Annotated in this window: 18 protein-coding genes and 4 tRNA genes; 7 read left to right on the top strand and 15 right to left on the bottom strand. The window is 66.6% G+C overall.

Features of this window, described 5'->3' with window-relative positions; genetic code table 11:
- The 3 genes from LBC97_08375 to LBC97_08365 form a co-directional block, all read right to left on the bottom strand.
- Nucleotides 1-532: acetyl-CoA hydrolase (locus LBC97_08375; GenBank protein MDR2566058.1), on the bottom strand; the 532-nt coding region annotated here is incomplete at its 3' end.
- A gap of 182 nt (nucleotides 533-714) precedes the next feature.
- Nucleotides 715-3,216 carry a polynucleotide kinase-phosphatase gene (locus tag LBC97_08370; GenBank protein MDR2566057.1) on the bottom strand — a complete coding sequence of 834 codons (2,502 nt, stop codon included), beginning with the start codon at nucleotides 3,214-3,216 and terminating at the stop codon, nucleotides 715-717.
- Nucleotides 3,209-4,594, bottom strand: a complete 1,386-nt coding sequence (locus LBC97_08365; protein MDR2566056.1) for a 3' terminal RNA ribose 2'-O-methyltransferase Hen1 — start codon at nucleotides 4,592-4,594, stop codon at nucleotides 3,209-3,211. The genes LBC97_08370 and LBC97_08365 overlap by 8 nt, the downstream gene beginning before the upstream one ends.
- A 191-nt stretch (nucleotides 4,595-4,785) precedes the next feature.
- Here LBC97_08365 and LBC97_08360 point away from each other — a divergent pair, with 191 nt between their 5' ends.
- Entirely contained in the window at nucleotides 4,786-5,556 is a 771-nt protein-coding gene (locus tag LBC97_08360) for a YwaF family protein (protein MDR2566055.1), read from the top strand.
- Between the two features lie 237 nt (nucleotides 5,557-5,793).
- Here LBC97_08360 and LBC97_08355 read toward each other — a convergent pair whose 3' ends face one another.
- Genes LBC97_08355 through LBC97_08330 form a run of 6 tightly spaced genes read right to left on the bottom strand, consistent with a single transcriptional unit; the run spans nucleotide 5,794 to nucleotide 13,772 of the window.
- A complete protein-coding gene (locus LBC97_08355; GenBank protein MDR2566054.1) occupies nucleotides 5,794-7,044 on the bottom strand; it encodes a dipeptidase in 1,251 nt (416 codons plus the stop codon).
- A gap of 19 nt (nucleotides 7,045-7,063) precedes the next feature.
- Nucleotides 7,064-8,710 carry an ABC transporter ATP-binding protein gene (locus LBC97_08350; GenBank protein MDR2566053.1) on the bottom strand — a complete coding sequence of 549 codons (1,647 nt, stop codon included), beginning with the start codon at nucleotides 8,708-8,710 and terminating at the stop codon, nucleotides 7,064-7,066.
- Nucleotides 8,707-9,702, bottom strand: coding sequence for an ABC transporter permease (locus LBC97_08345; GenBank protein MDR2566052.1), 996 nt, complete (start codon nucleotides 9,700-9,702; stop codon nucleotides 8,707-8,709). The genes LBC97_08350 and LBC97_08345 overlap by 4 nt, the downstream gene beginning before the upstream one ends.
- Nucleotides 9,686-10,627 (bottom strand): ABC transporter permease, encoded by a 942-nt coding sequence (locus LBC97_08340; GenBank protein ID MDR2566051.1) that lies wholly within the window; start codon nucleotides 10,625-10,627, stop codon nucleotides 9,686-9,688. The genes LBC97_08345 and LBC97_08340 overlap by 17 nt, the downstream gene beginning before the upstream one ends.
- Entirely contained in the window at nucleotides 10,627-12,153 is a 1,527-nt protein-coding gene (locus tag LBC97_08335) for a hypothetical protein (protein MDR2566050.1), read from the bottom strand. Before LBC97_08335 ends, LBC97_08340 begins: the two co-directional genes overlap by 1 nt.
- A complete protein-coding gene (locus LBC97_08330; protein ID MDR2566049.1) occupies nucleotides 12,150-13,772 on the bottom strand; it encodes an ABC transporter substrate-binding protein in 1,623 nt (540 codons plus the stop codon). The genes LBC97_08335 and LBC97_08330 overlap by 4 nt, the downstream gene beginning before the upstream one ends.
- 651 nt (nucleotides 13,773-14,423) lie before the next feature.
- Here LBC97_08330 and LBC97_08325 point away from each other — a divergent pair.
- Nucleotides 14,424-15,845: a putative DNA binding domain-containing protein gene (locus LBC97_08325; protein MDR2566048.1), complete on the top strand. Its 1,422-nt coding sequence runs from the start codon at nucleotides 14,424-14,426 to the stop codon at nucleotides 15,843-15,845.
- 103 nt (nucleotides 15,846-15,948) lie between these two features.
- On the opposite strand, the gene LBC97_08320 is transcribed toward LBC97_08325, so the two are convergent.
- From LBC97_08320 to LBC97_08310, 3 genes are all read right to left on the bottom strand, one after another.
- Nucleotides 15,949-16,023: transfer RNA gene (locus tag LBC97_08320), tRNA-Val, on the bottom strand.
- A 15-nt stretch (nucleotides 16,024-16,038) separates the two neighbouring features.
- A tRNA-Cys gene (locus LBC97_08315) sits at nucleotides 16,039-16,109 on the bottom strand.
- Between the two features lie 13 nt (nucleotides 16,110-16,122).
- A tRNA-Gly gene (locus tag LBC97_08310) sits at nucleotides 16,123-16,195 on the bottom strand.
- Between the two features lie 286 nt (nucleotides 16,196-16,481).
- Here LBC97_08310 and LBC97_08305 point away from each other — a divergent pair.
- The 4 genes from LBC97_08305 to LBC97_08290 all read left to right on the top strand — a co-directional run bounded on the left by LBC97_08305 (nucleotide 16,482) and on the right by LBC97_08290 (nucleotide 18,016).
- Nucleotides 16,482-16,556, top strand: a tRNA-Val gene (locus tag LBC97_08305).
- A gap of 62 nt (nucleotides 16,557-16,618) precedes the next feature.
- A complete protein-coding gene (locus LBC97_08300; protein ID MDR2566047.1) occupies nucleotides 16,619-17,233 on the top strand; it encodes a class I SAM-dependent methyltransferase in 615 nt (204 codons plus the stop codon).
- Nucleotides 17,234-17,339: 106 nt separating this feature from the next.
- Nucleotides 17,340-17,603, top strand: coding sequence for a type II toxin-antitoxin system Phd/YefM family antitoxin (locus LBC97_08295; GenBank protein MDR2566046.1), 264 nt, complete (start codon nucleotides 17,340-17,342; stop codon nucleotides 17,601-17,603).
- On the top strand, nucleotides 17,603-18,016 hold the full coding sequence (locus tag LBC97_08290) for a type II toxin-antitoxin system VapC family toxin (protein ID MDR2566045.1): 414 nt from the start codon (nucleotides 17,603-17,605) through the stop codon (nucleotides 18,014-18,016). Before LBC97_08295 ends, LBC97_08290 begins: the two co-directional genes overlap by 1 nt.
- Here LBC97_08290 and arr read toward each other — a convergent pair.
- On the bottom strand, nucleotides 18,006-18,428 hold the full coding sequence (arr, locus tag LBC97_08285; protein MDR2566044.1) for an NAD(+)--rifampin ADP-ribosyltransferase: 423 nt from the start codon (nucleotides 18,426-18,428) through the stop codon (nucleotides 18,006-18,008). The genes LBC97_08290 and arr overlap by 11 nt on opposite strands.
- Before the next feature lie 191 nt (nucleotides 18,429-18,619).
- Between arr and LBC97_08280 the strand changes: the two genes are divergently transcribed.
- On the top strand, nucleotides 18,620-19,981 hold the full coding sequence (locus LBC97_08280; GenBank protein MDR2566043.1) for a sodium:proton antiporter: 1,362 nt from the start codon (nucleotides 18,620-18,622) through the stop codon (nucleotides 19,979-19,981).
- A 116-nt stretch (nucleotides 19,982-20,097) separates the two neighbouring features.
- On the opposite strand, the gene LBC97_08275 is transcribed toward LBC97_08280, so the two are convergent.
- Both LBC97_08275 and LBC97_08270 read right to left on the bottom strand, forming a co-directional pair.
- Complete coding sequence (locus tag LBC97_08275; protein MDR2566042.1) at nucleotides 20,098-21,372, bottom strand: citrate synthase; 1,275 nt, start codon at nucleotides 21,370-21,372, stop codon at nucleotides 20,098-20,100.
- A gap of 65 nt (nucleotides 21,373-21,437) precedes the next feature.
- Nucleotides 21,438-21,794, bottom strand: a 357-nt coding sequence (locus tag LBC97_08270) for a S26 family signal peptidase (protein MDR2566041.1), incomplete at its 5' end; no start/stop codon positions are given.

The raw sequence follows: 21,794 nt of genomic DNA, 5'->3' as shown, positions 1-21,794 counted from the left end.
TCCCGTAGAGGTCGAGCGACTGCCAGTGGTTGACCTCGAGGATGACCTGGTCAGCGGTTTCAATCCAAAGCAAGTTGTTGCCCAGCGAGGAGGACGGGATCAGTTCGCCGTCTTCGGTGATAGCGGTGATCTCAATCACTGCGGTGTCGAGTTTGCCGAGGAAGCCCGATGCCGTCAGCGGACCAGACAGCCCCAGGTGAATGTCGCAGTAGTCGGTCACACCTTCGTTGATCTTGCGGCGCAAGACCGGATCGGATTGGTAGGGCATCCGCCAGCCGATGGCGTCCACCTCGGCTAGCACACCATCTAGTTCAGGGGCGGTCGAGGCACCCGTGAACACGCCAATTTTGAATGGCTGGCCGGCCGCGTGAATTGCCTGAATGCGGCTAGCCAAGGCTCCAGGCACCGCCTTCGGGTAGCCAGAACCGGTGAATCCGGAGAATCCAACATTGCTGCCATCTTTGATGAAGGTCGCGGCTTGATCGGCGCTCATGACCTTGGTGCGGAACTGCTCGCTCCTGATTCGGCTCATCCTTGCTCCTGGTTGGTGGGAATCATGTCGACGCGGCCTTCGGCGGCCCGCCCAAGATCTATCTTAATGGGTCTTTAGGCCTGATCGCCCATCCAAAGCCTGTGATCAAGGCCACATCGGTGTGTCGGCTGGAGTGGCGCGCCCCCGCCCTTGGCGCGCCGCCGTCATCCGCGCGGACGGGTTCACAGCCTCGGGTCGGTGGGCTCCGACTCGAGCGCGAGCACGGCGAACACCGCCTCGTGGCGCCGCCAGAGCGGCTCGCCCGCGACCAGGCGGTCGATCGCCTCGAGTCCCAGCGCGTACTCCCTGAGCGCCAGCGACCTTTTCAGGCCCAGTTGGCGTTGGCGCAACTCGCCCAGGCGGTCCAGGTAGTCCGGCCCGTAGGTCATGCGCAGGTACTCGCGCCCGCGGACCTTCAGACCCGGCTGAATCAACCGCGTGCCCTGTTTGGACGGCCCCGCCAGGGGTTTGACCACCATGCCCTCTCCCCCGGCCTGGGTCAGCGCCTCCCACCATTCGACCCCGCGCTGGCAGGCCGCCTGGTCGGCGGGGTCCAGCGCCAGCCACCGGGTCGGCCGGATCAGGGCCGGGTCGGCCGCGGCCAGCCGTTCGGCGGCGGCCATGTGCCATTCGTGGCTCTCGGTGTAAAGCGCCTTCCCGCTGGCCGCGAGAAGTTGGAACGGAGCGATTTGCACGCCGTCCAGCCCGTTGGTCGGCCAGGCGTACCGGTCCACGGTTTGGCTGTAGGCGGCCGCGTTGGCTTGGCGGCGCCGCACCCGCTCCAGGTGTTCGGCCACGTCCAGCCCGCGCCCGGCCGCCGCCTCGAGCGCGGCCTCCGCCGCCCGGTACATCGCCCCCGCGCTGGCGCCAACCGGCCGGTACTGTTCCCGCAGCAGGCCTTCGGCTTTGAGCGACCAGGGCAGCAGTTCGGCGTCGATCAGCAGCCAATCGGTTTCGAGTTCCGCCCACAGGCCGGCCCGGCCGACCGCCGCCCGCAGGCGCGCCAGCGCCTCTCCCTCGAGGTCCTCCTCGAAGAAGGGCCGGCCGGTGCGGGTGTGGATGATCCCCCAGTCGGCGCCCAACCAGATCACCGCCCGCGAGCCCATGTGCTTCTCCTCGCAGACGACTCGCTCCACCCCCATGTTGGCATAGTGCGCGAACGCCTCCGCTGGATGCTCCAGGTGGCCGTCCGCCTTGGCCGAGTCAACGGGCGCCATGGTTGGGGGCAGGTAGGCCAGGCGTTCTGGGGCGGCCGCGAACCGGCTCATCACCTCGAACGCCCCCGCCGCCCGTTCGGCGGGGATGGTCACGCGCCCCATCCACCGGGTCTCAACCGCCCGTTTGCCCAGCACGTCGGTGGCGTCAAGCACGTCCGGCTCACGCCGTTCCGGCCCGTCCGGGGCCGCCAGCGGCCTGATCGGCTCGCTGTAGACCCGCGCCGCCGGAACCTGAACCAGTTCCCTCTCCGGATAGCGCAGCGCGCTCAGCTTGCCGCCGAACACGCAGCCGGTGTCCAGGCACAGGGTGTTGTTGACCCATTCCGCCTCCGCCACCGGGGTGTGCCCGTAAAGCACCATGGCCCGGCCCCGGTAGTCCCGCGCCCACGGATAGCGCACCGGCAGCCCGAACTCGTCCGATTCGCCGGTCGTGTCGCCGTAGAGGGCGAAGGCCCGCACGCGCCCGGAGGCCCCCCCGTGATAGGCCTCCTTGAGCCCGGCGTGGGCCACCACCAGCCGGCCCGCGTCCAGGACGTAATGGGAGATCAGGCCGTCGCACCAGGCCCTGACCCGCTCAGCGAACTCCGGACCGGCTTCGGCGAGTTCCGCCAGGGTGGCGGCCAGGCCGTGCGTGGGCTGGATCTTCGCCCCGCGCGGCCCCAGCGCCCGCACCAGCTTCGCCTCGTGGTTGCCGGGCACGGCGAGCGCGTGGCCCGCCCCGGTCATGCCCATGGCGAGGCGCAGCACGTCCGCGACTTTGGGGCCCCGGTCCACCAAGTCGCCCAAGAAGATCGCCCGGCGCCCCGCCGGGTGGGTCGCGTCGACCGGGTTCCCCGCCTGGTCTGCGATCACCTGATAGCCCAGCTTGTCCAGCAGCGCCAACAACTCGTCCAAGCACCCGTGCACGTCGCCTATCACGTCGAACGGCCCCGACTCTTCCCGTTTGTCGTTGTATAGCCTGGTGCGGCGAATCCGCGCCGCCGCGACCTCTTCCGGGCCGGCCAGGTGGTGGATGTGGCGCAGCCCCTCGCGGCCCAGGCCCTTGAGCGACCCGCGCAGCGCGTTGACCTGCCGGCGCGGGACCTCGTCCCCGAAGGGGACCCCGCGCGCCCGGTTGCGCTCCACGCACAAGCTGACCGGCATGTCCAGCACAATGGCGACCGGCAACACGTCATGCTCCTTGGCCAGCGCAATCAAGGACCGCCGCGACGCGGGCTGCACGTTCGTGGCGTCCACCACCGTCAGCAGGCCCCGCTGAAGGCGTTTGCCCACAATCGCGTTCAGCACCTCGAAGGCGTCCGCAGTCGCCGATTGGTCGGCCGGGTCTGACGCGACCAACCCCCGGCAGAAGTCCGAGGAGACCACCTCGAACGGCCCGAAATGCTCCGCGCCGAACACCGACTTGCCGCTGCCAGAGGCCCCGATCAGCAAGACCAGGCTCAGTTCCGGGATTTCCAGTTCAGCCATCTTGGCCTCCCGCCGCGTTCCGGGTGAACACCGCCGCTTGGGTCGGTTGGCCCAGCCCCGGCTCTTGGGGCCCGATGCCGTCGAATCCGACCGCGTAGCCCGCCCGTTCGGCCGCCGCCCGCGCCCAGCCTTCAAACTCCGCGCGGGTCCATTCGAAACGGTGGTCGGAGTGGCGAGGCTCCCCCGCGTCTAAGCCGTAAACTCGGTTGTATTCGGCGTTCGGCGTGGTCACGATGAAGTGACCCGGCCGGGCCTCCGCCAAGATGTTCCGTTCCAACACCGGCAGGCGGTCCGGGTCCATGTGCTCGATCACCTCCGAGGCCACAATCGCGTCGAAACCGCCGAAACGGTGATCCCGGTAGGTCGCCGAGGCCTGGATCAGGTTGACCCGCTCGCGTTGCCGGTCGGAGAGCCGCTCCAAGAGCTTGGCGGCCTTGTCCAGGGCCGAGGTCGAGACGTCGGCCCCGACCACCTCGAACCGGGGCTGGTCCAACAGCCGCCTGACCAAGCGCCCTTCGCCGCAGCCCAGGTCGAGGACCCGTTTGGCGCCCAGTTCCGCCAGCTTCGCAACCAGGTAATCCGTCCGTTCGGCGCCGAGCGGCGGCCTTGGCGGCCCCGCGTCCGTGAGGGCCTCCGCTCGCCCGCACTGCGCCGCCTCCTCCGCCAGTTCGTCAGCCCCTTCTTCCGCCAGCGGCAGCGCGGTCGCGTCCGCGACATATTCACGCTGGTGGGCCAGGTACCTGGCCGTGATCAGGTCGCGGGCTGGGTGGGCGGCCAGCCAATCCTCCCCGTGGCGGACCAGCTTGCCGACCTCCGACTCGCCCACCCAATAGTGCTTCGAATCGTCGAGGACCGGGAGCAGCACGTAAAGCTGCGACAACGCGTCCTGAAGGCGGGCGACCCCCTTGAGCCTGAGGTCCACGCAGGCTGGGACCGCCTCGACGGCATCGGCGGACCAGCCGAGCGGTTCGAACAACTCGCGGACCAGGGACGCGCCGCCCCGCGAGCGGACTGACGGCAGGTGGATGGTCAATTCGCGCGGCTGAAGGGCGGCGCCCGGCCGGTCCTCCGGGTCGTGGCCGGTCAGCGCCGACCGGAAAACGCGGCCGAGCGCCACGGCGAGCAGCGAGGACGCCGCGTACGCGCGGTCGTTGACATAGTGGCCCAACTCGAAGCCGGAGACCCGGAACCGCTTCGACCGGGCCAACGCGGCCGAGTCGACGTCGACCAGCAGCGCGGCTTCGGTCGCGTCTTGGTCCGCGCGGGGATAGAACACCGTGGCCCGCCCGACCGGCAAGTCGAAGGCCTGGACACGGGCGGGGTGTTTGAACAGGAGGTAGCTCAAATCGTCCCCCGGCGAAGCGATTGTCAGGAACACGAAACCAACCCTAATCGGCACCTGTGACACCGGTATTCCGGCGCGGACCGGGCTGGGCCGGAAGGCCGTGCCGACACGCTTGCCGAGAGGCTCGAAACCCCATTCTCCTCGCGCTCGGTCCGCTACCATGGCGATCGCCGGGCGGTCACCTGGGACGCGGCCGCCGCAGTCGGGGACAAGTAGGAGTGGCTATGGATTCGGGCGGCTGGTTCGACCTGCTGTTCACGCGCGACGCGCCACCCCGGACTTTGTGGGTCTGGGGAAACACGGCCCATCTGGTCTACCTGGCGCTGGGCCTGGTGGTGATAGTGGTGGCCGTGCGGGCCTTGGCGAAGGTGCCGCCGGAGAAACAGGATCGGGTGGTCAAGTGGCTGGCTTGGTCTGTGTTCTCGATCTGGATAGTGCCGCCCGCGCTGATGTGCGTCACGTACACCGGCGAGCGCTGGATTGACCATCTGCCGCTGCATTTGTGCACCTCGGCGGCCATTTTGATACCGATCGGGCTGCTCAAACGCAATCAACTGCTCCTCAACTTCGGCTTCGGCCTGGCTCTGCCCGCCGCAGTCGCGGCCCTGGTGTTCCCGGGCGAGATGTTCCGCTACCTCAGCTCCTATTCGGTGCACTACTTCCTACACAACGTGGGCCACGTCCTGCCGGTGGTCGCGTGCCTCGCCCCCATCGCCATGGGCTGGTGGCGTCCAAGTTGGCGTTATTACCCCGCCACGGTCGGCTTGGGCGTCGCCCTGATGGCGATCGCCTATCCGGTCAACAAGCTCACCAACTCGAACTACTTCTTCGTCAATTGGCCGGAGCGCGGGACCATTCTGGAGTTCTTCGGCTCCGTGCTGGGCCGGCAAATGTACCTGCCGGTCCTGGTCGCGGTCGCGGCGGCGGTGATCGCCGCCATGTTCGGCATCTGGAGCGCGGTCGCCTGGGCGGGCCGGGCGCGCCAATACGCTTGACGCCGTGGACCGCCCAAGAATCCTCGCCGACTTCAACACCCTCGGGAACCCCATGCTGCTCAGCCGCTTTCGAGCCCGAACCGCTGAGCCCGGCCGAAATGCGGGAGCACATGTACCGGCACATTGAACAGGCGGTGGCCAATATCCCCGATCCGGACCGCTTCAGCGTGAGAGCCTACGTCACGCTATGCATTTCCGAGCTTCGCAGGATCGACGCCGCGTGATTACCCGACCGGGTTACCGCGCGGCGTCCTCCGCGTCTTGCAGCACCCGCAATACGTTGCGGCCGGTCAAAGCGGACAGATCAGTCGCGGACCAGCCCCGCTCCGCCAGTGCCGCAAGCAAGCGCGGATAGCCCGCCACGTCCTCTAGACCCTCCGGCTGGAACGGCACGCCGTCATAATCCCCGCCCAATCCCACATGGTCAATGCCCGCTACCTCCCGGATGTGCTCCACATGCCGGACCGCGTCTTCGATTCCCACCGCTGGCCTGGGGTGCTTCTCTTCCCATTTCCGCGTCAGGGCCGCAAAGTCTGCCGGGGCCGAATCTGCTCCCGCGGCGCCAGCCTGCCGCGCGAGCGTGTCCGCCGGGGTTTCGCCGGGCAGCGGCGCAGACTTCCAAAAGCCCCCAAAACCGCCGCCCGCTCCGTCGGCGATCTCCTTCAGGTGTTCCCTGAACCCCAGCGACCATTCCGCCAGTGCCGGGGAGATGAAGTCCGGCACAAAGGTGACCAGCGCCACCCCGCCACCGGCGGCCAAGAGTTGCAACACGGCATCGGACACGTTGCGCGGGTGGTCCGCCACCGCTTTGGCCGAGGAATGCGAGAAGATCACCGGCGCGCGGGTCGCCGCCAACGCGGCCAACTGCGTGCTTTCCGCTGTGTGCGACAGATCCACCAACACGCCCAGGAGGTTGAGCTCCGCGACCACGGCCCGGCCCTCATCATTCAGGCCGTCGACGTGCTCCTCGTCCGTGCCCGAATCCGCCCACTCGATGCTAGAAGTATGGGTCAACGTCAAGTAGCGCGCCCCTAGCTGGGCAAACGTCCGTAGCACCGCCAACGAGCGGCCAATCGAATGGCCGCCCTCAATGCCGATCAGGGACGCGATTCGTCCTGAGGACCAGGCGGCGCGCACGTCCGCCGCAGTCCGGGCGAACGCGAAGTCTTTGGGGTAGGCGGCCGCCAGGCGGTGGATCGCGTCGATCTGCTCCAGCGTGGCCTGAACCGCGTCCCCGGCGGGCAGCGACGGTGGCACCCAGGCGGACCAAAACTGGGCGCCAACTCCGCCTCGCCGCAGACGCGGCAGGTCGGTATGCCGCCAGGCGGCCTCCACGTCCAGGTCAGCCACCGAGTAGCCAGCCCGTGCGCGCAGCACCGCCGGAAGGTCGTTGTGGCCGTCGAACACGGGCGCCTCCGCGAGGGCTTCCGCCACGGCGGCGGCCACCTCGGGTGACCAATTTGGGTCGATGCCGTGTTGCTGTGTCATTTTCTCTCCTTCAGGCTGGTCAGACGAGTAGTTTCTCGCGCCCCGGCACCGCGTCCAGCAGTTCCCGGGTGTACGGGTGGCTCGGGTTGGCGAACACTTCCGGAACGGGTCCCGCCTCGACTATGCGCCCACGCGAGATGACGGCCACCTGATCCGCGATCTCCGCCACCACCGCCAAGTCATGCGTGATGAACAGCATGGCGAGCGCCAACCGGCGCCGCAGTTCGCGCAGGCTCTCCAGAATCTGGGCTTGGACCAGCACGTCCAAGGCGGAAACAGCCTCGTCTAGCACCAGCACCTCCGGTTCCAGGGCCAAGGCGCGCGCTATGGCCACCCGTTGGCGTTGGCCGCCGGACAGCTCAGACGGGTAGCGCCCCGCCAGTTCGCGTGGCAGATCCACTAGCGACAGCAGTTCTTCGGCCCGGCGCCGCCGGTCGGCCGGTCCGCCGCGGCCGTGGATCACCAGGGGCTCCTCCAACGTTCGGGCCACGGTGAACTGCGGGTCCAGCGAACCGTAGGGGTCTTGGAACACGGCCTGCACCTTGGCCCGGTGGGCCAACCAGGCACCGCGCCGGGAATTGGCGCTCGCAGAGCCCGCCTCCCTGGCGGACGGGAACACCGCGTCGCCGGAAGTCGCCTTTTCCAGGCCCAGGATCAACCGCGCCACTGTGGTTTTCCCGGAACCGGATTCACCGACCAAGGCCACGCATTGACCGGAAGCCACCGTCAAATCGACCTGGTCGACCGCCCGCAGCAACCGGCGGCGGGTGCCGCGCAGCACAGCGCCCAGGCCGCGCCGCACGGGGAAATCCTTGGTCAGGGAACGCAACTCCAGCGAAGGCGGCGAATCGGCCGACACGGCCGCCTCCCGTGCCGCCGCAGAACTCAGCTTGGGCACCGCGGACAACAGCAGCCGCGTGTACGGGTGCTCCGGCGCCGCAATCACCTCGGCCGTCCGACCGGTCTCCACCACCGCGCCGTCTTTCATGACCGCCACATATTCGGACCGGTCCGCCACCAACCCCAAATCGTGTGTGATCAGGATCAGCGTGGTGCCTAGTTTGCTGGTCAGGAGCTGCAAGTGGTCCAGGACGCGCTTTTGCACCACCACGTCCAACGCCGAGGTCGGCTCGTCCGCAATGATCAACTCCGGCCGGGCCAAGAGCGCCAACGCTATTGCCACGCGCTGGCGCATCCCGCCCGAAAGCTGATGCGGAAACTGGTTGACAGCTCGTTCCGGATCATCCAGGCCGGCCTCCGCCAGGCGCTCCACAGTCAGGGCCCGCCATCTGTGCCGCGGCGCCAGGCCGTGCGCGGCCACAGTCTCACGGAAATGATGCCCCACCGACCAGACCTCGTTGAGCGCCAGCATGGGGTCCTGTGGCACGTAGCCGATCCGCTTTCCCCGCACCGCCCGCCACGACTGCTTCCCGCGTCCCAGCAGTTCCTTGCCGTCCAACACCGCGGACCCCTTGACCGCGGCATCGGAAGGCAACAGGCCCACTATGCCGCTGGCCAGCGTTGTTTTCCCGGATCCGGACTCACCGACAATGGCGAGCGTGGAACCACGCTCCACGTCCAGCGCCGCACCGCGCACCGCGTGTACCGGGCCGCTCTCGGTGCTGTACGTCACGGTCAGGTCACGGACCGTCAACAGCGTTGTCATGTCAACCGCCCTTTGGGGCTGAAGGCGTCCCGCACCGCGTCCCCCAGCAAGAGGAAGTTGAACACCGTGATGGCGAGGGCGCCCGCCGGGAACAGCAGGATTGTGGGGTTGGCTTTCAACACGGTCTTGCCGTCGGATATGGCTTTGCCCCAAGACGGAACGTCTGGCGGCAGGCCAATGTTCAGGTAGGACAGCGATGCCTCGGCGGCTATCAGACCGCCTATCGCCATGGTCACCACCACGATCAGCGGTCCCAGCACGCCAGGCAGGATGTGTGTGGCGATGATCCGCTTGTGGCTGGCGCCCAGGGTGCGAGCCGCCGCAATGTAGTCCTTGGTCTTGACCTCAATGGTGGCGCTCCGCGCAATGCGTGCCGTGCCGGTCCAGCCAAATACGGTCAGCACCGCAGCCAACGTGAACACGTTGCGTTCGGGCACCACCTGCATTGCCACGATGGCCCCCAGAATAAGCGGGATGGCGAAGAACGTGTCCGTGATCCGGGAGACTATGGCGTCCGCCAGGCCGCCGTAGTAGCCCGCCAGAATGCCCAGGATGGCGCCAAACGCGGTGACGCTCACCGCCGCCAGCAACCCAACCGAAATTGAGGCCCGCGCGCCGTAGACCACCGTGGTCAGCACATCGCAGCCTTGGAAGTCGGCACCGAGCGGGAATTCGGGGCTCATTGGGGCCCGCGAATTGGCCAGCACGCAGTCATGCGGGTCCTTCGCGGTGAACCACGCCGGGAAGGCGGCCACCACCAGCAGAAACGTGGTCAGAGCCGCGCAGAACCAGAACCGTTTGCTGCGGCGCAGGCGGTGCCATGCCTCGCCCAGCGCGGAACGCGAACGTTCTTCCGTTTTGGCCCGCTTGGCCTTGGGCGCGGCCACTGGAGTGGGGACGGGCGCGGCGGGCGCTGGCTGTGGTTCTGCGACAAGCCCGGCCTCCTCGCTGGCGGGCGCGGGGGGCTCAATCAAATCAAGTGGCTGCGGCATAGCGGACCTTCGGGTTGAGCGCGGCGTAGGCCAGGTCGACCAGCAGGTTGACCGTAACGAACACCACCACTAGAACTGTGACCAATGAAACGGTGGGCGCGGAGGCGCCCCGGATGATGTTTTGATAGACCTGCTGCCCGTAGCCGGGGATGTTGAACACCGCCTCGGTGATGATGGCCCCGCCCAGCAGCGCGCCGAATTCGGTGCCTACAACCGTGACAATTGGGATCAGAGCGTTTCGCAGCACATGTGAAACGTTGACCTGCCATTCACTGAGCCCACGGGCCTGCGCGAACCTCACGTGCTCCGCCCCTAGGTTTTCAGAAACCCCGGAACGGGTGAACCGGATGAGGAAAGCCAAGGATCCCAGCGCCAAGACGGCCGCCGGTAGCACCAGTTCACCCCAGGTGGCCTGCGCGGATACGGTCGGTTTGACCCAGCCCAGCTTCACGCCGAAGAAATACTGGATCACATAAGCGGATACGAATGTGGGCACGCCGATCAACACCATGGTGACCGTGGTGACGGCGCCGTCCAGGGCGCCGTCCCGCCTCCGGCCCGCTATCACCCCCACGGTGACACCCACCACGGTCTGGATGATCACCGTGAGCACCGCCAGCCGGAACGTCACCGGGAAAGCGCGCACAATGATCTCTAGGACGGGACGCTGCGCAAACGTGCTGCCCAGGTCGCCCGCGAACACGCCCTTCAGATAGAGCAGATACTGCACAATGAACGGCTTGTCCAGGTTGTATTGCTCCGCGATCTTGGCGCGTGTGGCCGCGTCCAGTTTGGGGCCGTTCTCGCCCGCCAGCGCCGCGATTGGGTCCCCGGGCATGGCGTAGACCAGCGCGTACAAGAGCAAGGTGGCGGCCAGAACCACCAAGACCGCTTGCCCAACGCGGCCGGCAGCATAGCGGGCCATTACCCCTGGTCCCCTCCTCCGCCAGCCTTGCCGCGCGCAATGGCCCATGCCCGCCCGGATTCTTCGAGGAACTCGGCTATGTGGGCCGTCTCCGCCAGCCGTGAAGGCTCGTCCACGTAGATCATGTGGCCGGACTTGTAGTGCTCCACACGGATGCCCGCGCGCAATTCCTCCGGAATCTCCAGTTCCGCCAGGTCCTGATGGGCTGCGAAGTACGGCACGCAGACGTCGTAGTAGCCCAGCTGGTAGAAGATCTTCAGGTGCGGATTGGTGCGCAGCGCCAGCCCCAGCGCCTGCACCGACCCAAAACCGCCGAACGGCTTGCCTTGGGCCGGTTTCCACGGCTGGACTCGGTCGCTCAACACCTCGTACGGCAAATCGGTCTCAAAGCCCAATTCGTTTCGCAGATAGTGATTGATTCCCGCCGCGTAGGCACCGCGCAGCGCGTCATCCGTCGGGTCCCGCAGCGGCAGTTCCGCAGCTCGGTCAGGGTTCCAGCCGGTGATCCGGCCGTCGATCTCGCCGACCACCAGACCCCGGTCCCGCAGCAGTTCGGTTTGGAACCGCCGCCGGTCAATCAGCAGGTTGGCCCGGTCAATGAAGCTCTCGCTCAAACCGGTCAGCTTCGCCAAGCCGCCGATGCCGCGGCGCCTGTCCTCGTCGCTTGCCCGGTTGCCTTGGAGCAGCAGTGGCACATACTCCTCCAGCGTGTACCGTTCGGCTTCCGCCACCACGTCTTCCAGTTCCCGGCCCGGGTGCAGCCCGTGATAGTGGGCCACCGCCGCGTAGGTCGGGAGGAATCCGGGCGAGGCCAGGAAACCTCCCGGCCCAAAGCCGCTGCCCCCCAGCGAGGATGAGATGAGGATCAAACCGGCCAGGTACAGGCCGTGCCGTGTGGCCAGGTGCGCCGCTATCTTGGTGCCGCGCAGCACGCCGTAGGATTCCCCCGCAATGAACACCGGGGAACCCCAACGGCCGTTCCGCGCGAGCCACAAGCGGATGACCTCGGAGACCGATTCCACGTCCTCCTCCACTCCGTGGTGCCGGTGCGGGTCTTCGCCTTCGATGGCGCGTGAGAAGCCCGTGCCCACCGGATCAACCAGAACCAGGTCCGCCTGGTAGAGCGGTGTTTCCAGGTTGTCCACAAGTTCGGGAGGCGGCGGCAAACGCCGGTCACCGTCCAGCGCCACCACCCGCCGCGGGCCGAACAACCCCAGGTGAAGCCAAGCCGAGGACGAGCCGGGACCCCCGTTGAACACAAACACAACGGGACGCTTCAGCGAGGCCGACGGCGCGGGATTGCTCTCATCGGGGAGCGCCACGTAGGAGGTGAGGAACACCCTGGCGGTGGCGCGTGGCGGCTTGGCTTCCGGCCCAGTGGGGTCCTCTTCCACCAAGTCCAGGTATCCAGCGGTGGCCTGGTAGCGCAGGCGACCCTGTGGGCCGTCCAACGTGTGAAGTGTGACCGAGGGAGGCGGCGGGCGGTAGGCGCCCTGCGGCTCAGCCTCGGCTGCGGCGGTGCTCATTTGGATTCCTTGTGGACCAGGTAGAGGGTGGAGCCGAATTGGGTGCGCTGCACGTTGGAGACCAGTTTCGAATGAATGGTTGAACCGTACGTGTACCAGAGCGGGATGGCCGGCAGGTCGCGGAACAGCACCTCTTGGGCCTGGTTGAACAGATCGTTGGCCGCCTCCACATCGGTTTGCGCGCGGCCCTGGGTCAAGAGTGATTCGAATTCTGCCGAGGTCCAGCCAGAGCCGCTCGAGGCGCCGCCTGTTTGCGAATAGACGTTGCGGAGCACGTCATCCAAGCCTGGGTTGAACGGAATCTCCGAGGCCCGCCAGGGACCATCGAATTCTTCGGCGTCGCGTTGTTCTAGGAACTCGGGGAACGTTGTCACCGGGGTTGACACCGCTTCCAACCCAAGGTTTTGGCGAAGCTGGTTGGCAACGGCCTCTGTCCACTCCTTGTGCGCGCCGTCGGCGTTGTAATAGATCTTCAGGGTGCCTCCGGGGTAGCCGCCGGCCTCTTCATAAAGCCTCTTGGCGCGCTCCGGGTCGAAGTCCAAAATGTCTGATCCGGGGATGTCGTCCCGCCAGCCGTAGAGGCCCTTTTGGGTGAACTCGCGGGCGGGGGCACCCAAGCCGTTGAAAATAGTTTCGATGATCTCTTCGCGGTCGATGGCCAAGGAGATCGCTTGCCGCACCTTCAGGCCGTCCGCGCTGGCCCACCATTCGTCATACAACGGGAAGGTGAGGGTCTGGTTGGGGCCGCCGGGGCCGGTGAGGAAGCGGTCGCCGAAGTCGTCGGCCGCGGTCAAAAGGCCTGCGCCGGAGGCGGAACCAATGTCAAGGTTGTCCGCCAGCACGTCCTGGTAAACCGCGTCCGGATCCGTGTAGAAGCGGATGTAGACGCCGGTGTTTTCTGGTACGCGGCTGCCGGTGTAGTTCGGGTTGACCTCAAGATAGGCGCCGGTGGACTCGTCAATCGGCTCGCGTAGTTGATAGGGACCGTTGCCAATGGGTTGTTCGATCCAAGTCTCCCGGTCCTCGAAGAAGGCCTTGGGCAGGGGACAGAACACCACCGAGGTCAGATGGTTGCGGAATCCTGACCAGGGCTCCTCCAACTCGATGGTGAAGTGGAGATCGTCCACCACTGTTAGCCCGGAGATGGTCTCCGCGGTGGGCTCAGCGCCTTCTTCGCTGGGATGGACATCTTTGAAGCCTTTGATCACCGACAGGTCACCGACCGCTATCTGCGCGTTGTCCAACTGGGCGCCCCAGTTCCAGGCGTCCACAAAACTGGCGGCCGTGACCACCTCGCCGTTGGCGAACTTTTGGTTGGGCTTGAGCGTGATGTTCCAGGTGATGGCGTCTTCGGATTCAACCGCCTCCGCCACTTCGTTGATGACCTCGCCCTCCGGCGTGACCCGGACCAACCCGTCAAAGATGAGCCACACGATGGTCTTGCCGCCCGCCTCCTCGGTGCCCGTCGGGATCAGGGGCCCTTCGGGCGGCGTGCCGGAGGTTGAAACCGGGTTGTATTCGCCTTGGGCGCCAGGCTGGCCAGAAGCGCCGGAGCCGCTGGGGCCGTCGGAGCCGTCAGAGCCGGTGTTGCAACCTGCGGCGAATAGTCCAATGGCCAACGCTGGAACGGCTAGGAGAGCTGCGGAACGCAACCGTGGTCGGCGGGAGAGTGACATGTGCTTGTTTCCTTTGAGATAGGGGGTGTGGGAATGTCGAATTTGGTGTACTGAGCTGGGAACCGGCGCGGCAACGCGCGGCCAGACAGGCCGGGGATGAGGGGACCGCTTAGCGGCCCAAAGGCGTGCGGAAGTCGTCGCTAAGCGCGGAACAGCCGCTAGCCCCTGGGCGCGCCGGGCATTCGACAGGCGCAGCCGCAGGCCCTGGGGGCATCCGAGGCTGGCATCTGCTCAATGCCGGGCGAAGACATAGACGCAGGCTATAGCGCTGACACCCGCAGGCGCGCACAGTGTCTGGAATGTGGACGGCCGTAAACGCTGGGGGTGGGGTGGGGCTGCCGCCGGTCCCGGACCGGAGCCGTTGGACCGCCTCCGGCGGCCTCGGCCTCAGGTGCGGCCATGGTCGGCGCGGGGGTTGAACGCAAAACCGGTGGGCTGATGGCGGGCGGCCGCCCTGATCGACGCCCGCGATGAAGAGCGCGCCACGCTCAAGCGCCAAGTGGTATGACACTGTTTGGCACCGTATCATCACTGTTTCGGACTGTGACCGTTCGGTTTCGCACTGTTTTGCAGTGTTTGCGATAGTATTTCGCAATGGATTTGAATGAAATGCTGAGCGAGTTGCGTCGGCAGGGCAGCGACACGAGAGCGATCGAGGCGAAGACCGCGAGCGGCGGCTTCCCCGAGAACACGGCGAGGACTCTCTCGGCGTTCGCCAACACCCCAGGCGGAGGCGACCTGGTCTTCGGAGTCGACGAGGCGTCCGGGTTCGCCGCTACCGGCGTTTACGACGTCGCGCTGTGCCAGCAGGCCGTCATGAACACGGCCAGGCAGGCGTTGCAACCCCCAATCAGTGTCACCTCCGAGGTGGGGTCCTATGGCGGCGCGGATGTGGTCGTGGCGCATGTTCCCGAAGCTCCCCGCGACCTCAAGCCGGTCAGGGTGGTCAAGGACGGAAAGGCGTACCTGCGGATGTACGACGGCGATTACCCGCTGTGGGCCGCGGAGGAGCAAATCCTCGTGTCGCAACGTGGCAGCCCGCGCGACGACGAGGCGGAAGTCGCCCAGGCGGACATAGGCGATCTGGACACGGCCGCGCTGGCTCGATACCTTGCCAACCGGCGAGCGGTCACCCGCCGATTCGGGGCCATGGCTGACGAGGAAATCATGGTGAGGACCGGGGTGCTGGGTAGAGACGGCTCCCGACCGACCTTGGCCGGGCTGCTCGCCCTAGGTGTCTACCCGCAGCAGCACTACCCGTCTCTGGCCGTCCAGGCCAGCCTTGTGGACGCCTCTGAGGGGATCCGCGCCCTCGACGCGGAATACGTCACCGGGTCCATCCCGGAGATGATCGACGCTTGCATGGCATGGGTCAAGCGTGTCACGCGCGGTGCCATTGTCGCCGACCCAGCCGACGGCAGCGTTCGCGATCTGCCTGCCTATCCGCCAGTCGCGGTGCGGGAGTTAGTGGCAAACGCCTTGATCCACCGCGACCTGAGCGCCTCGTCTATCAATCAGCCGGTCATCTTGCGGGTACGACAAGGCATCGGCCTGTTGATCGCCAACCCTGGAGGTCTGTACGGCATGTCGGTCGAGGGGCTTGGCAAGGCCCCGTCGAGTTTGCGGAACGCTCGCCTGACGGAGATCCTGCAGTTTGTGCGCGACGAACGCGGCGACCGGGTGGTCGAGCGCCTCGGCACCGGCATACCAGCGGCGCAACACGCTTTGCGCGAACGAGGAATGGAGCCGCTGCGGTTTCACGACCAGGCCATTCGATTCACAGTCTTCGCAGAAGAGAGAGCCCCGGGGCATAGCGGGTGGGCCGGGGCGAGTCTCGCCGCCGAACAAGTCCTGCGCCTGCTGGCCCGAGCGCCGGCCACGACCACGGAACTGGCAGCCGCCTTGGGCCGCTCGGTGCCCCAGGTGCGCTACCTGCTCGCCGGACTCGCCAAAGCAGACCGCGTGACACGCGAACGCCTCGACGGTCGCACCTTCCGCTACCGTCTAAGCAACTGACCCCCGCCTCGCGAGAGCGACAACCGGTGGGTGCAACCGCCCGCGCGACGATCCGTCCGTCCCCGACGACCTGGACAGATCGGCCTTTTGAGCGAGCGGACTCTGGTGGGCCGTACTGGATTTGAACCAGTGACCTCTTCCGTGTCAAGGAAGCGCGCTACCCCTGCGCCAACGGCCCAAAACCCGCTCAGTGAGGTGGAGACGGGATTCGAACCCGCGTATACGGCTTTGCAGGCCGCTGCCTCGCCTCTCGGCCACTCCACCGAGGTGGGCTTCGAGCGGATGACGGGACTCGAACCCGCGACCCTCACCTTGGCAAGGTGATGCTCTACCAACTGAGCCACATCCGCGTGGTGTGGTAGCCCTTTTGGGGCACCCCACACGCGAGCTACGACATTACCTCAAAATGCCAGGCGAGGTCCAACCGCAGGTAAGAGCGCGTGTCCCGCCGCGCCAACCACGCGCCCTATGCCGTCCGCCCGCCCCCCAGCCCCGCCTTTCCCCTCACCGGGACGCTGGCCGGGAACCGTTCAGACGGCATCGTGCGGCCTTGCTTGCGCGGGCCGTACGCTGGCCAACCCCTTGGGGCGGTGCAACCTGGTAGCATCTTCACTTGCCGCTTTGCGGCTAGTCCAAGGGCCGTTGGCGCAGCGGGAGCGCGCTTCCTTCACACGGAAGAGGTCACTGGTTCGATCCCAGTACGGCCCACCACATGTTGACTGGTCAGAACCCTGGCCCGCTCCCCCATCCGGCGGCCTCGATAGGCTCGGGTTGTGAGCTTTCAGGAGTATCTGGCCAGGCAGTTCGGCCACCCGACCGGGTTGGGAGGCGCGCTGGTCACGGCGGTGATGAACCGGCAGAACCGGCCCTTGTACGAGGCCGCGTTGCGGCTGCTCGAAGCCGACGGGTCCGATTCCGTGTTGGACGTCGGCTGCGGCAACGGCTTTGTGCTCGGCCTGCTTGGCGAGCGCACCGGGGCGTCGTTGGCGGGCGTCGACATCTCGGGCAGCATGGTGCGGGCAGCCGGACGCAGGAACCGCCGCCTGGTTCGCGGGGGGCGGTTGACCGTCAAGAACGGCGATGCCGCCCATCTGCCATTCCCGGACGGCCGGTTCTCGAAGGCGTACTCGATCAACACCGTGTACTTCTGGCCGGATGTGGACACCGCGATGGCCGAGGTCAAACGGGTGCTCCGGCCCGGCGGCGTCTTCGTCAACGTGCTCTACTCAAATGACCTCCTCCACGCTCATCCTCATACCCAGACCGGCGGGTATCGGCTGCGCGAACCGGATGCCCTGATCGGGTCGAGCAGGAACGCTGGCTTCGACGTCGACCAGGTGCCGTTGCTGGGTGGGACCGGCTACGGCCTAGTTTGCCGCGCGGCATAGCCCCGCATTTGGGCTCCGAAAGCTGGCCGGCCCCCGCGTGGCTGGAGCCGTGCGACACGCATGGCGGCCCGAGTAAAGTAGGCAAGAGCCTACGTTAGGAAGGTCGATGCCCACAATCAGCGCTCAGGAATTCAACCGCGACGTGTCCGCCGCCAAGCGCGCAGCCGCCAGCGGCCCGGTGTTTGTGACGAACCGGGGACGCGCCACGCACGTGCTGCTCACCGCCGAGGACTATCGTGCTCGGATGGGCCCGCGCTGGGTGTTCGACGCCCTGCGTCCCTCATGGCTCGAGCAAGAGGGCGGAGCCGTCCCGCAGGACTGGGACGCTCCGACCCGTGACGAGCTTCCCGCCGCCGCGGACCTCGATTGATGCTGCTCGACACCATGGTCGTGAGCGACCTCGGCAAGCCCCGCCCAGACCCGAACCTTGTCGCCTGGTCCCGTGCCACCGATTTGGAGCGTGCATTCATCTCCGTGGTGACGGTGGAGGAGATCGAGCTCGCCATCCTCCTGAAGGAGAGGCGGCACGGCGGAGCGCCCCGCCTGCGCCGCTGGTTCGCAGAATCGGTCCTCGACGGGTTCTCCGGCCGCATCCTGCCCATAACCGCCGCCGTGGCCCGGCGGGCGGCGGCTCTCCATGTCGAACAGACCCGGCCCGCGAACGACGCCCGCATCGCCGCGACCGCCCTGACCCACGGCCTCACCCTGGTCACGCGGAACGCGGCTCACTTCGCGGGCACCGGAGTCACCCTGGTCAACCCTTGGACGGGCTTCAGTCGTTGATCGCCTCAACGCCCTGCCGTTTGAGGCGTTCGAGGTTCTCCCGCATTGCCGCCAGGACCTCGGGTGGGTGCGGCTCCCAGTCCGCGACCTCCCCCACCACGCGCAGGGGCGCCCTGGTCCGGTAGGACCTTGTCGGGTTGCCCGGAAAGCGTTGATCGGTCAGGTTCGGGTCGTCTTCGAAGGGGCCGGTCGGCTCCACCACGTAGATGCGGCCCGGCCCGGCGCCAACAGCCAGTTCCGCGCCCCAGGTGGCGGCGTCCAGCGTGGCGGTCAGGTACACAAAGTTTGCCCGATGCCGTCCCCCGAAGTTCGACCGCCACCCCGCCTCGACCAGGTCCCCCGTCTCGAGCGCCGCTTTGGTGCCGTGATAGAACGGACCCTCGTCCAAGGGCCCGCCAACAACGCCGTTCATTGCTTCCCCTCCCCCGTCGGCCCAATCATATTCGCCGCCCGCCGGTCTTCCGGCGCCCGCGCCGCGACAGGCGGCAGGACGCGTCCAGATTCGCCCCAAGACGCCGCAAGGCCCAAGCGGGCGGGATGGGCGCGGGCTAGGCTCTAGAAGGTTTTGTCCGTCAGCAGTTTTCCCAAGAAAGCACCTTCGACGTGTCACTCCCGGCCTGGTCGATGCTCCCCTTCGCGGCCCTTCTCGCCTGCATCGCTGTTTTGCCCCTGATTCCCGCGACCACCCACCTCTGGGACCACAATTGGTTCAAGGCGGTGGTTTCCCTGGGCCTGGGCCTTCCGGTCGGGGCGTGGATTTGGTTCGGGTTCGACAAGCACCTGGTGCAGCACTCAATGGAGGAGTACGCCCAGTTCATTGTGCTGTTGGCCAGCCTATTCGTGGTTTCGGGCGGAGTTTTCCTGGCCGGGGACCTCAGGGCGACCCCCCGCAACAACACCCTTTTGATGGGAGCGGGAGCGGTGTTGGCGTCCTTTGTGGGCACCACCGGGGCGGCCATGCTGCTGGCCCGGCCGCTCCTCAACACCAATTCCGAGCGCCGCAACAAAGCCCACACCATGGTTTTCGCCATCTTGATCGTGGCCAACTGCGGCGGCCTGCTGACACCCCTCGGGGATCCGCCGCTCTACGTCGGCCTGATGCGTGGCGTCCCCTTCACCTGGACTTTCTCGTTGTTCTGGCCGTGGCTGTTCGTGAACGGATTGCTCTTGTTCACCTACTACGCCCTAGATTGCCGGCGTTACGCGGAGGAGCCGGCCGACGCGATCGCCGAGGATCGCACCGCCGCCACCAAGCTGTCTTTGCGGGGCCGTTGGAACATAGCCTGGCTGGCGGTGATCATCGCCTCGGTCGCGTTCCTGGGCGAATGGCCGCTGGTAAAGGTGGCGGTGCAGGTGGGCGCGGCGGCGGCATCGTACGTGTTGACGCCCAAGAAGGTCCGCTTCGGCGACAACGAGTTCACGTGGGGCCCCATCATCGAGGTGGCCGTCCTGTTCGCGGGCATCTTCTTGACCATGGTTCCGGCGTTGCAAATCCTCCGCACGGAGGCGCACTCGCTGCCGCTCAACGAGTACACGTTCTTCGGCTTCACCGGCGTGCTCTCTTCGGTGTTGGACAACACGCCGACCTATCTAGCGTTCTTCGACATGGGCCAGGAGTTGACGCTGCCGGGCGCATCGGTGGTGGCCGGCGTGCCGGAGTTGTACCTGACCGCGATCAGCTTGGGCGCCGTCACCTGCGGCGCCATCACCTACATAGGCAACGGCCCGAACTTCATGGTCAAGGCGATCGCGGAGGAGCACGGCGTGGCAATGCCCTCGTTCGGCCGCTACGTGGTCTGGGCCGCCGCTTACCTGGTGCCCGTCCTAGTCGCGTTGGTGTGCATTTTCATCAGCCCGCTTTGGCCGGTCCGCCTGGTCGGCGTGGCGATCGCGCTGGGCCTGGTGGCCCGCCCGGCCCTCTGGCTGGTCAAGTCCCGCCGCAAGGCTTCAGTACCAGCCACCTGATGACCAAGGGGCCCGCGCCCGCCCAAGACGGCCAGACAGAGAGGGACCAAAGGGAGCTGGGTGACCCGCCACCCCAGGGCGGGCGGGGTGGCGGATCACCCAGACCAACAACCTACTTAGCGCTGGTCGAGCGGGACGAAGTCCCGTTCGACCTCGCCCACGTAGACCTGGCGGGGACGGCCGATCTTTGAGGTCGGGTCGCCCGCCTGCTCCCGCCAGTGCGCAATCCAGCCGGGCAGGCGGCCCAATGCGAACAGCACCGTGAACATGTCGACCGGGAAACCCATGGCTTGGTAGATCAAGCCGGTGTAGAAGTCCACGTTCGGGTAGAGCTTGCGCTCCTGGAAGTACGGGTCTGAAAGCGCCGTCTCCTCCAGGGTCAGCGCGATGTCCAAGAGCTGGTCGTGGCCGGTCTTGTGGCGCAGGATCGCGTCCGCGTGCTGTTTGACGATCGCGGCGCGCGGGTCGTAGTTCTTGTAGATCCGGTGCCCGAACCCCATCAGCTTGGCCTCGCGGTTCTTGACCTTGGACACGAAGTTCGACACATCGCCGCCTTCGGCCTTGATCTCCGCCAGCATCTCCAGGACGGCCTGGTTGGCGCCGCCGTGAAGCGGGCCGGACAGGGCGTTGACCCCGGCCGCGACCGACACGTACATGTTCGCGCCGGAGGATCCGACCAGGCGCACCGTTGAGGTGGAGCAGTTCTGCTCGTGGTCCGCGTGGAGGATCAGCAGCACGTCAAGGGCCTTGGTGATCTCCGGGTCGAACGGATACGGCGAGGTCGGCAGGCCGAAGGACATGCGGATGAAGTTCTCCACATAGGTCTCCGCGTCGTCCGGGTAGAGCATCGGCTGGCCCGTGGAGTACTTGTAACCGTAGGCCGCCAGAGTGGGCACCGCGCCCATCAGCCGGTGGGTCGCGTCGTCCAAGTCGTCCGGGTCTATCCCGGGGTTGGTGTAGACGAAGGTCGAGAGCATGTTGATCGAAGCCGCCAGCAGCGGCATGGGGTGCGACCGCCTGGGCGAGGACTTGAACATTTCCTTGAGCCGCTCGTCGATCAGGTGGTACTTGGCGATGGCCGCGCAGAACGCGTCCAGTTGCGTCTTGGTCGGCAGTTCCCCGTAGAGAACCAGATAGGCCACCTCCAGGAAGGTCGAGCCCGCCGCCAGTTGCTCGATCGGGTAGCCCCGGTAACGCAGCACCCCCGCGTCGCCGTCGATGAACGTGATCGCTGACTTGCAGGCCGCAGTCGAGCCGAAACCGATGTCGAATGTGGTGTCACCGGTTTGAGCCAGCAGTTTGCCGATGTTGTAGCCGTTGTTCCCAACGGTCGCCTCAACGAGCGGCAACTCCGCCTGGACATCGTCATGGGCAAAGATGGCAGTCCCCATGGGTAGGTCTCCTTTGATGGTCTAGGGGATAGGTACAAAGGAGATTTTACCCGCTCTTTTGGGACTTAACGCCTACGGAAGCTCGTTGCGGTCGCATAAATCGCATATGTGATCAAGATCACCGCCATCGCGAGCACAAGCCACGGCTTGGACGCCTGCGTGTACTGGAGCAAGTTGCCCACCCACGGGACCGAATAGACCACCTTCGCCCGCAGTTGCTTCTCCCGCATGGGCGAATCGTCCGCCCCGTTCGCGTCGCCTCGTGTGATCAGGACCTTTTCGCCGTCGCCGTTCACGTCCCACGCCTTCGCCCGGTGCGTCACCAGGGTCGGGTCGTCCGGGTTGGGCATGAACGTCACCACGTCGCCCAGTTCGATGTCTTCGAAGCCGTCCACCGGGAACACCACGACCACGTCGCCGGG

It is taken from the genome of Bifidobacteriaceae bacterium (assembly GCA_031281585.1).
GTDB lineage: Bacteria > Actinomycetota > Actinomycetes > Actinomycetales > WQXJ01 > JAIRTF01.
The sequence above is the reverse complement of the archived record's forward strand: the minus strand, read 5'-3'. Positions and strand labels throughout refer to the sequence as shown.

Coding starts and splice junctions, on each gene's coding strand:
- LBC97_08295 (MDR2566046.1), top strand. CDS start 17,340: ATGCCCACAATCAGCGCTCAGGAATTCAACCGCGACGTGTCCGCCGCC.
- LBC97_08290 (MDR2566045.1), top strand. CDS start 17,603: ATGCTGCTCGACACCATGGTCGTGAGCGACCTCGGCAAGCCCCGCCCA.
- LBC97_08345 (MDR2566052.1), bottom strand. CDS start 9,702: ATGCCGCAGCCACTTGATTTGATTGAGCCCCCCGCGCCCGCCAGCGAG.
- LBC97_08325 (MDR2566048.1), top strand. CDS start 14,424: ATGGATTTGAATGAAATGCTGAGCGAGTTGCGTCGGCAGGGCAGCGAC.
- LBC97_08335 (MDR2566050.1), bottom strand. CDS start 12,153: ATGAGCACCGCCGCAGCCGAGGCTGAGCCGCAGGGCGCCTACCGCCCG.
- LBC97_08370 (MDR2566057.1), bottom strand. CDS start 3,216: ATGGCTGAACTGGAAATCCCGGAACTGAGCCTGGTCTTGCTGATCGGG.
- LBC97_08340 (MDR2566051.1), bottom strand. CDS start 10,627: ATGGCCCGCTATGCTGCCGGCCGCGTTGGGCAAGCGGTCTTGGTGGTT.
- arr (MDR2566044.1), bottom strand. CDS start 18,428: ATGAACGGCGTTGTTGGCGGGCCCTTGGACGAGGGTCCGTTCTATCAC.
- LBC97_08355 (MDR2566054.1), bottom strand. CDS start 7,044: ATGACACAGCAACACGGCATCGACCCAAATTGGTCACCCGAGGTGGCC.
- LBC97_08275 (MDR2566042.1), bottom strand. CDS start 21,372: ATGGGGACTGCCATCTTTGCCCATGACGATGTCCAGGCGGAGTTGCCG.
- LBC97_08350 (MDR2566053.1), bottom strand. CDS start 8,710: ATGACAACGCTGTTGACGGTCCGTGACCTGACCGTGACGTACAGCACC.
- LBC97_08360 (MDR2566055.1), top strand. CDS start 4,786: ATGGATTCGGGCGGCTGGTTCGACCTGCTGTTCACGCGCGACGCGCCA.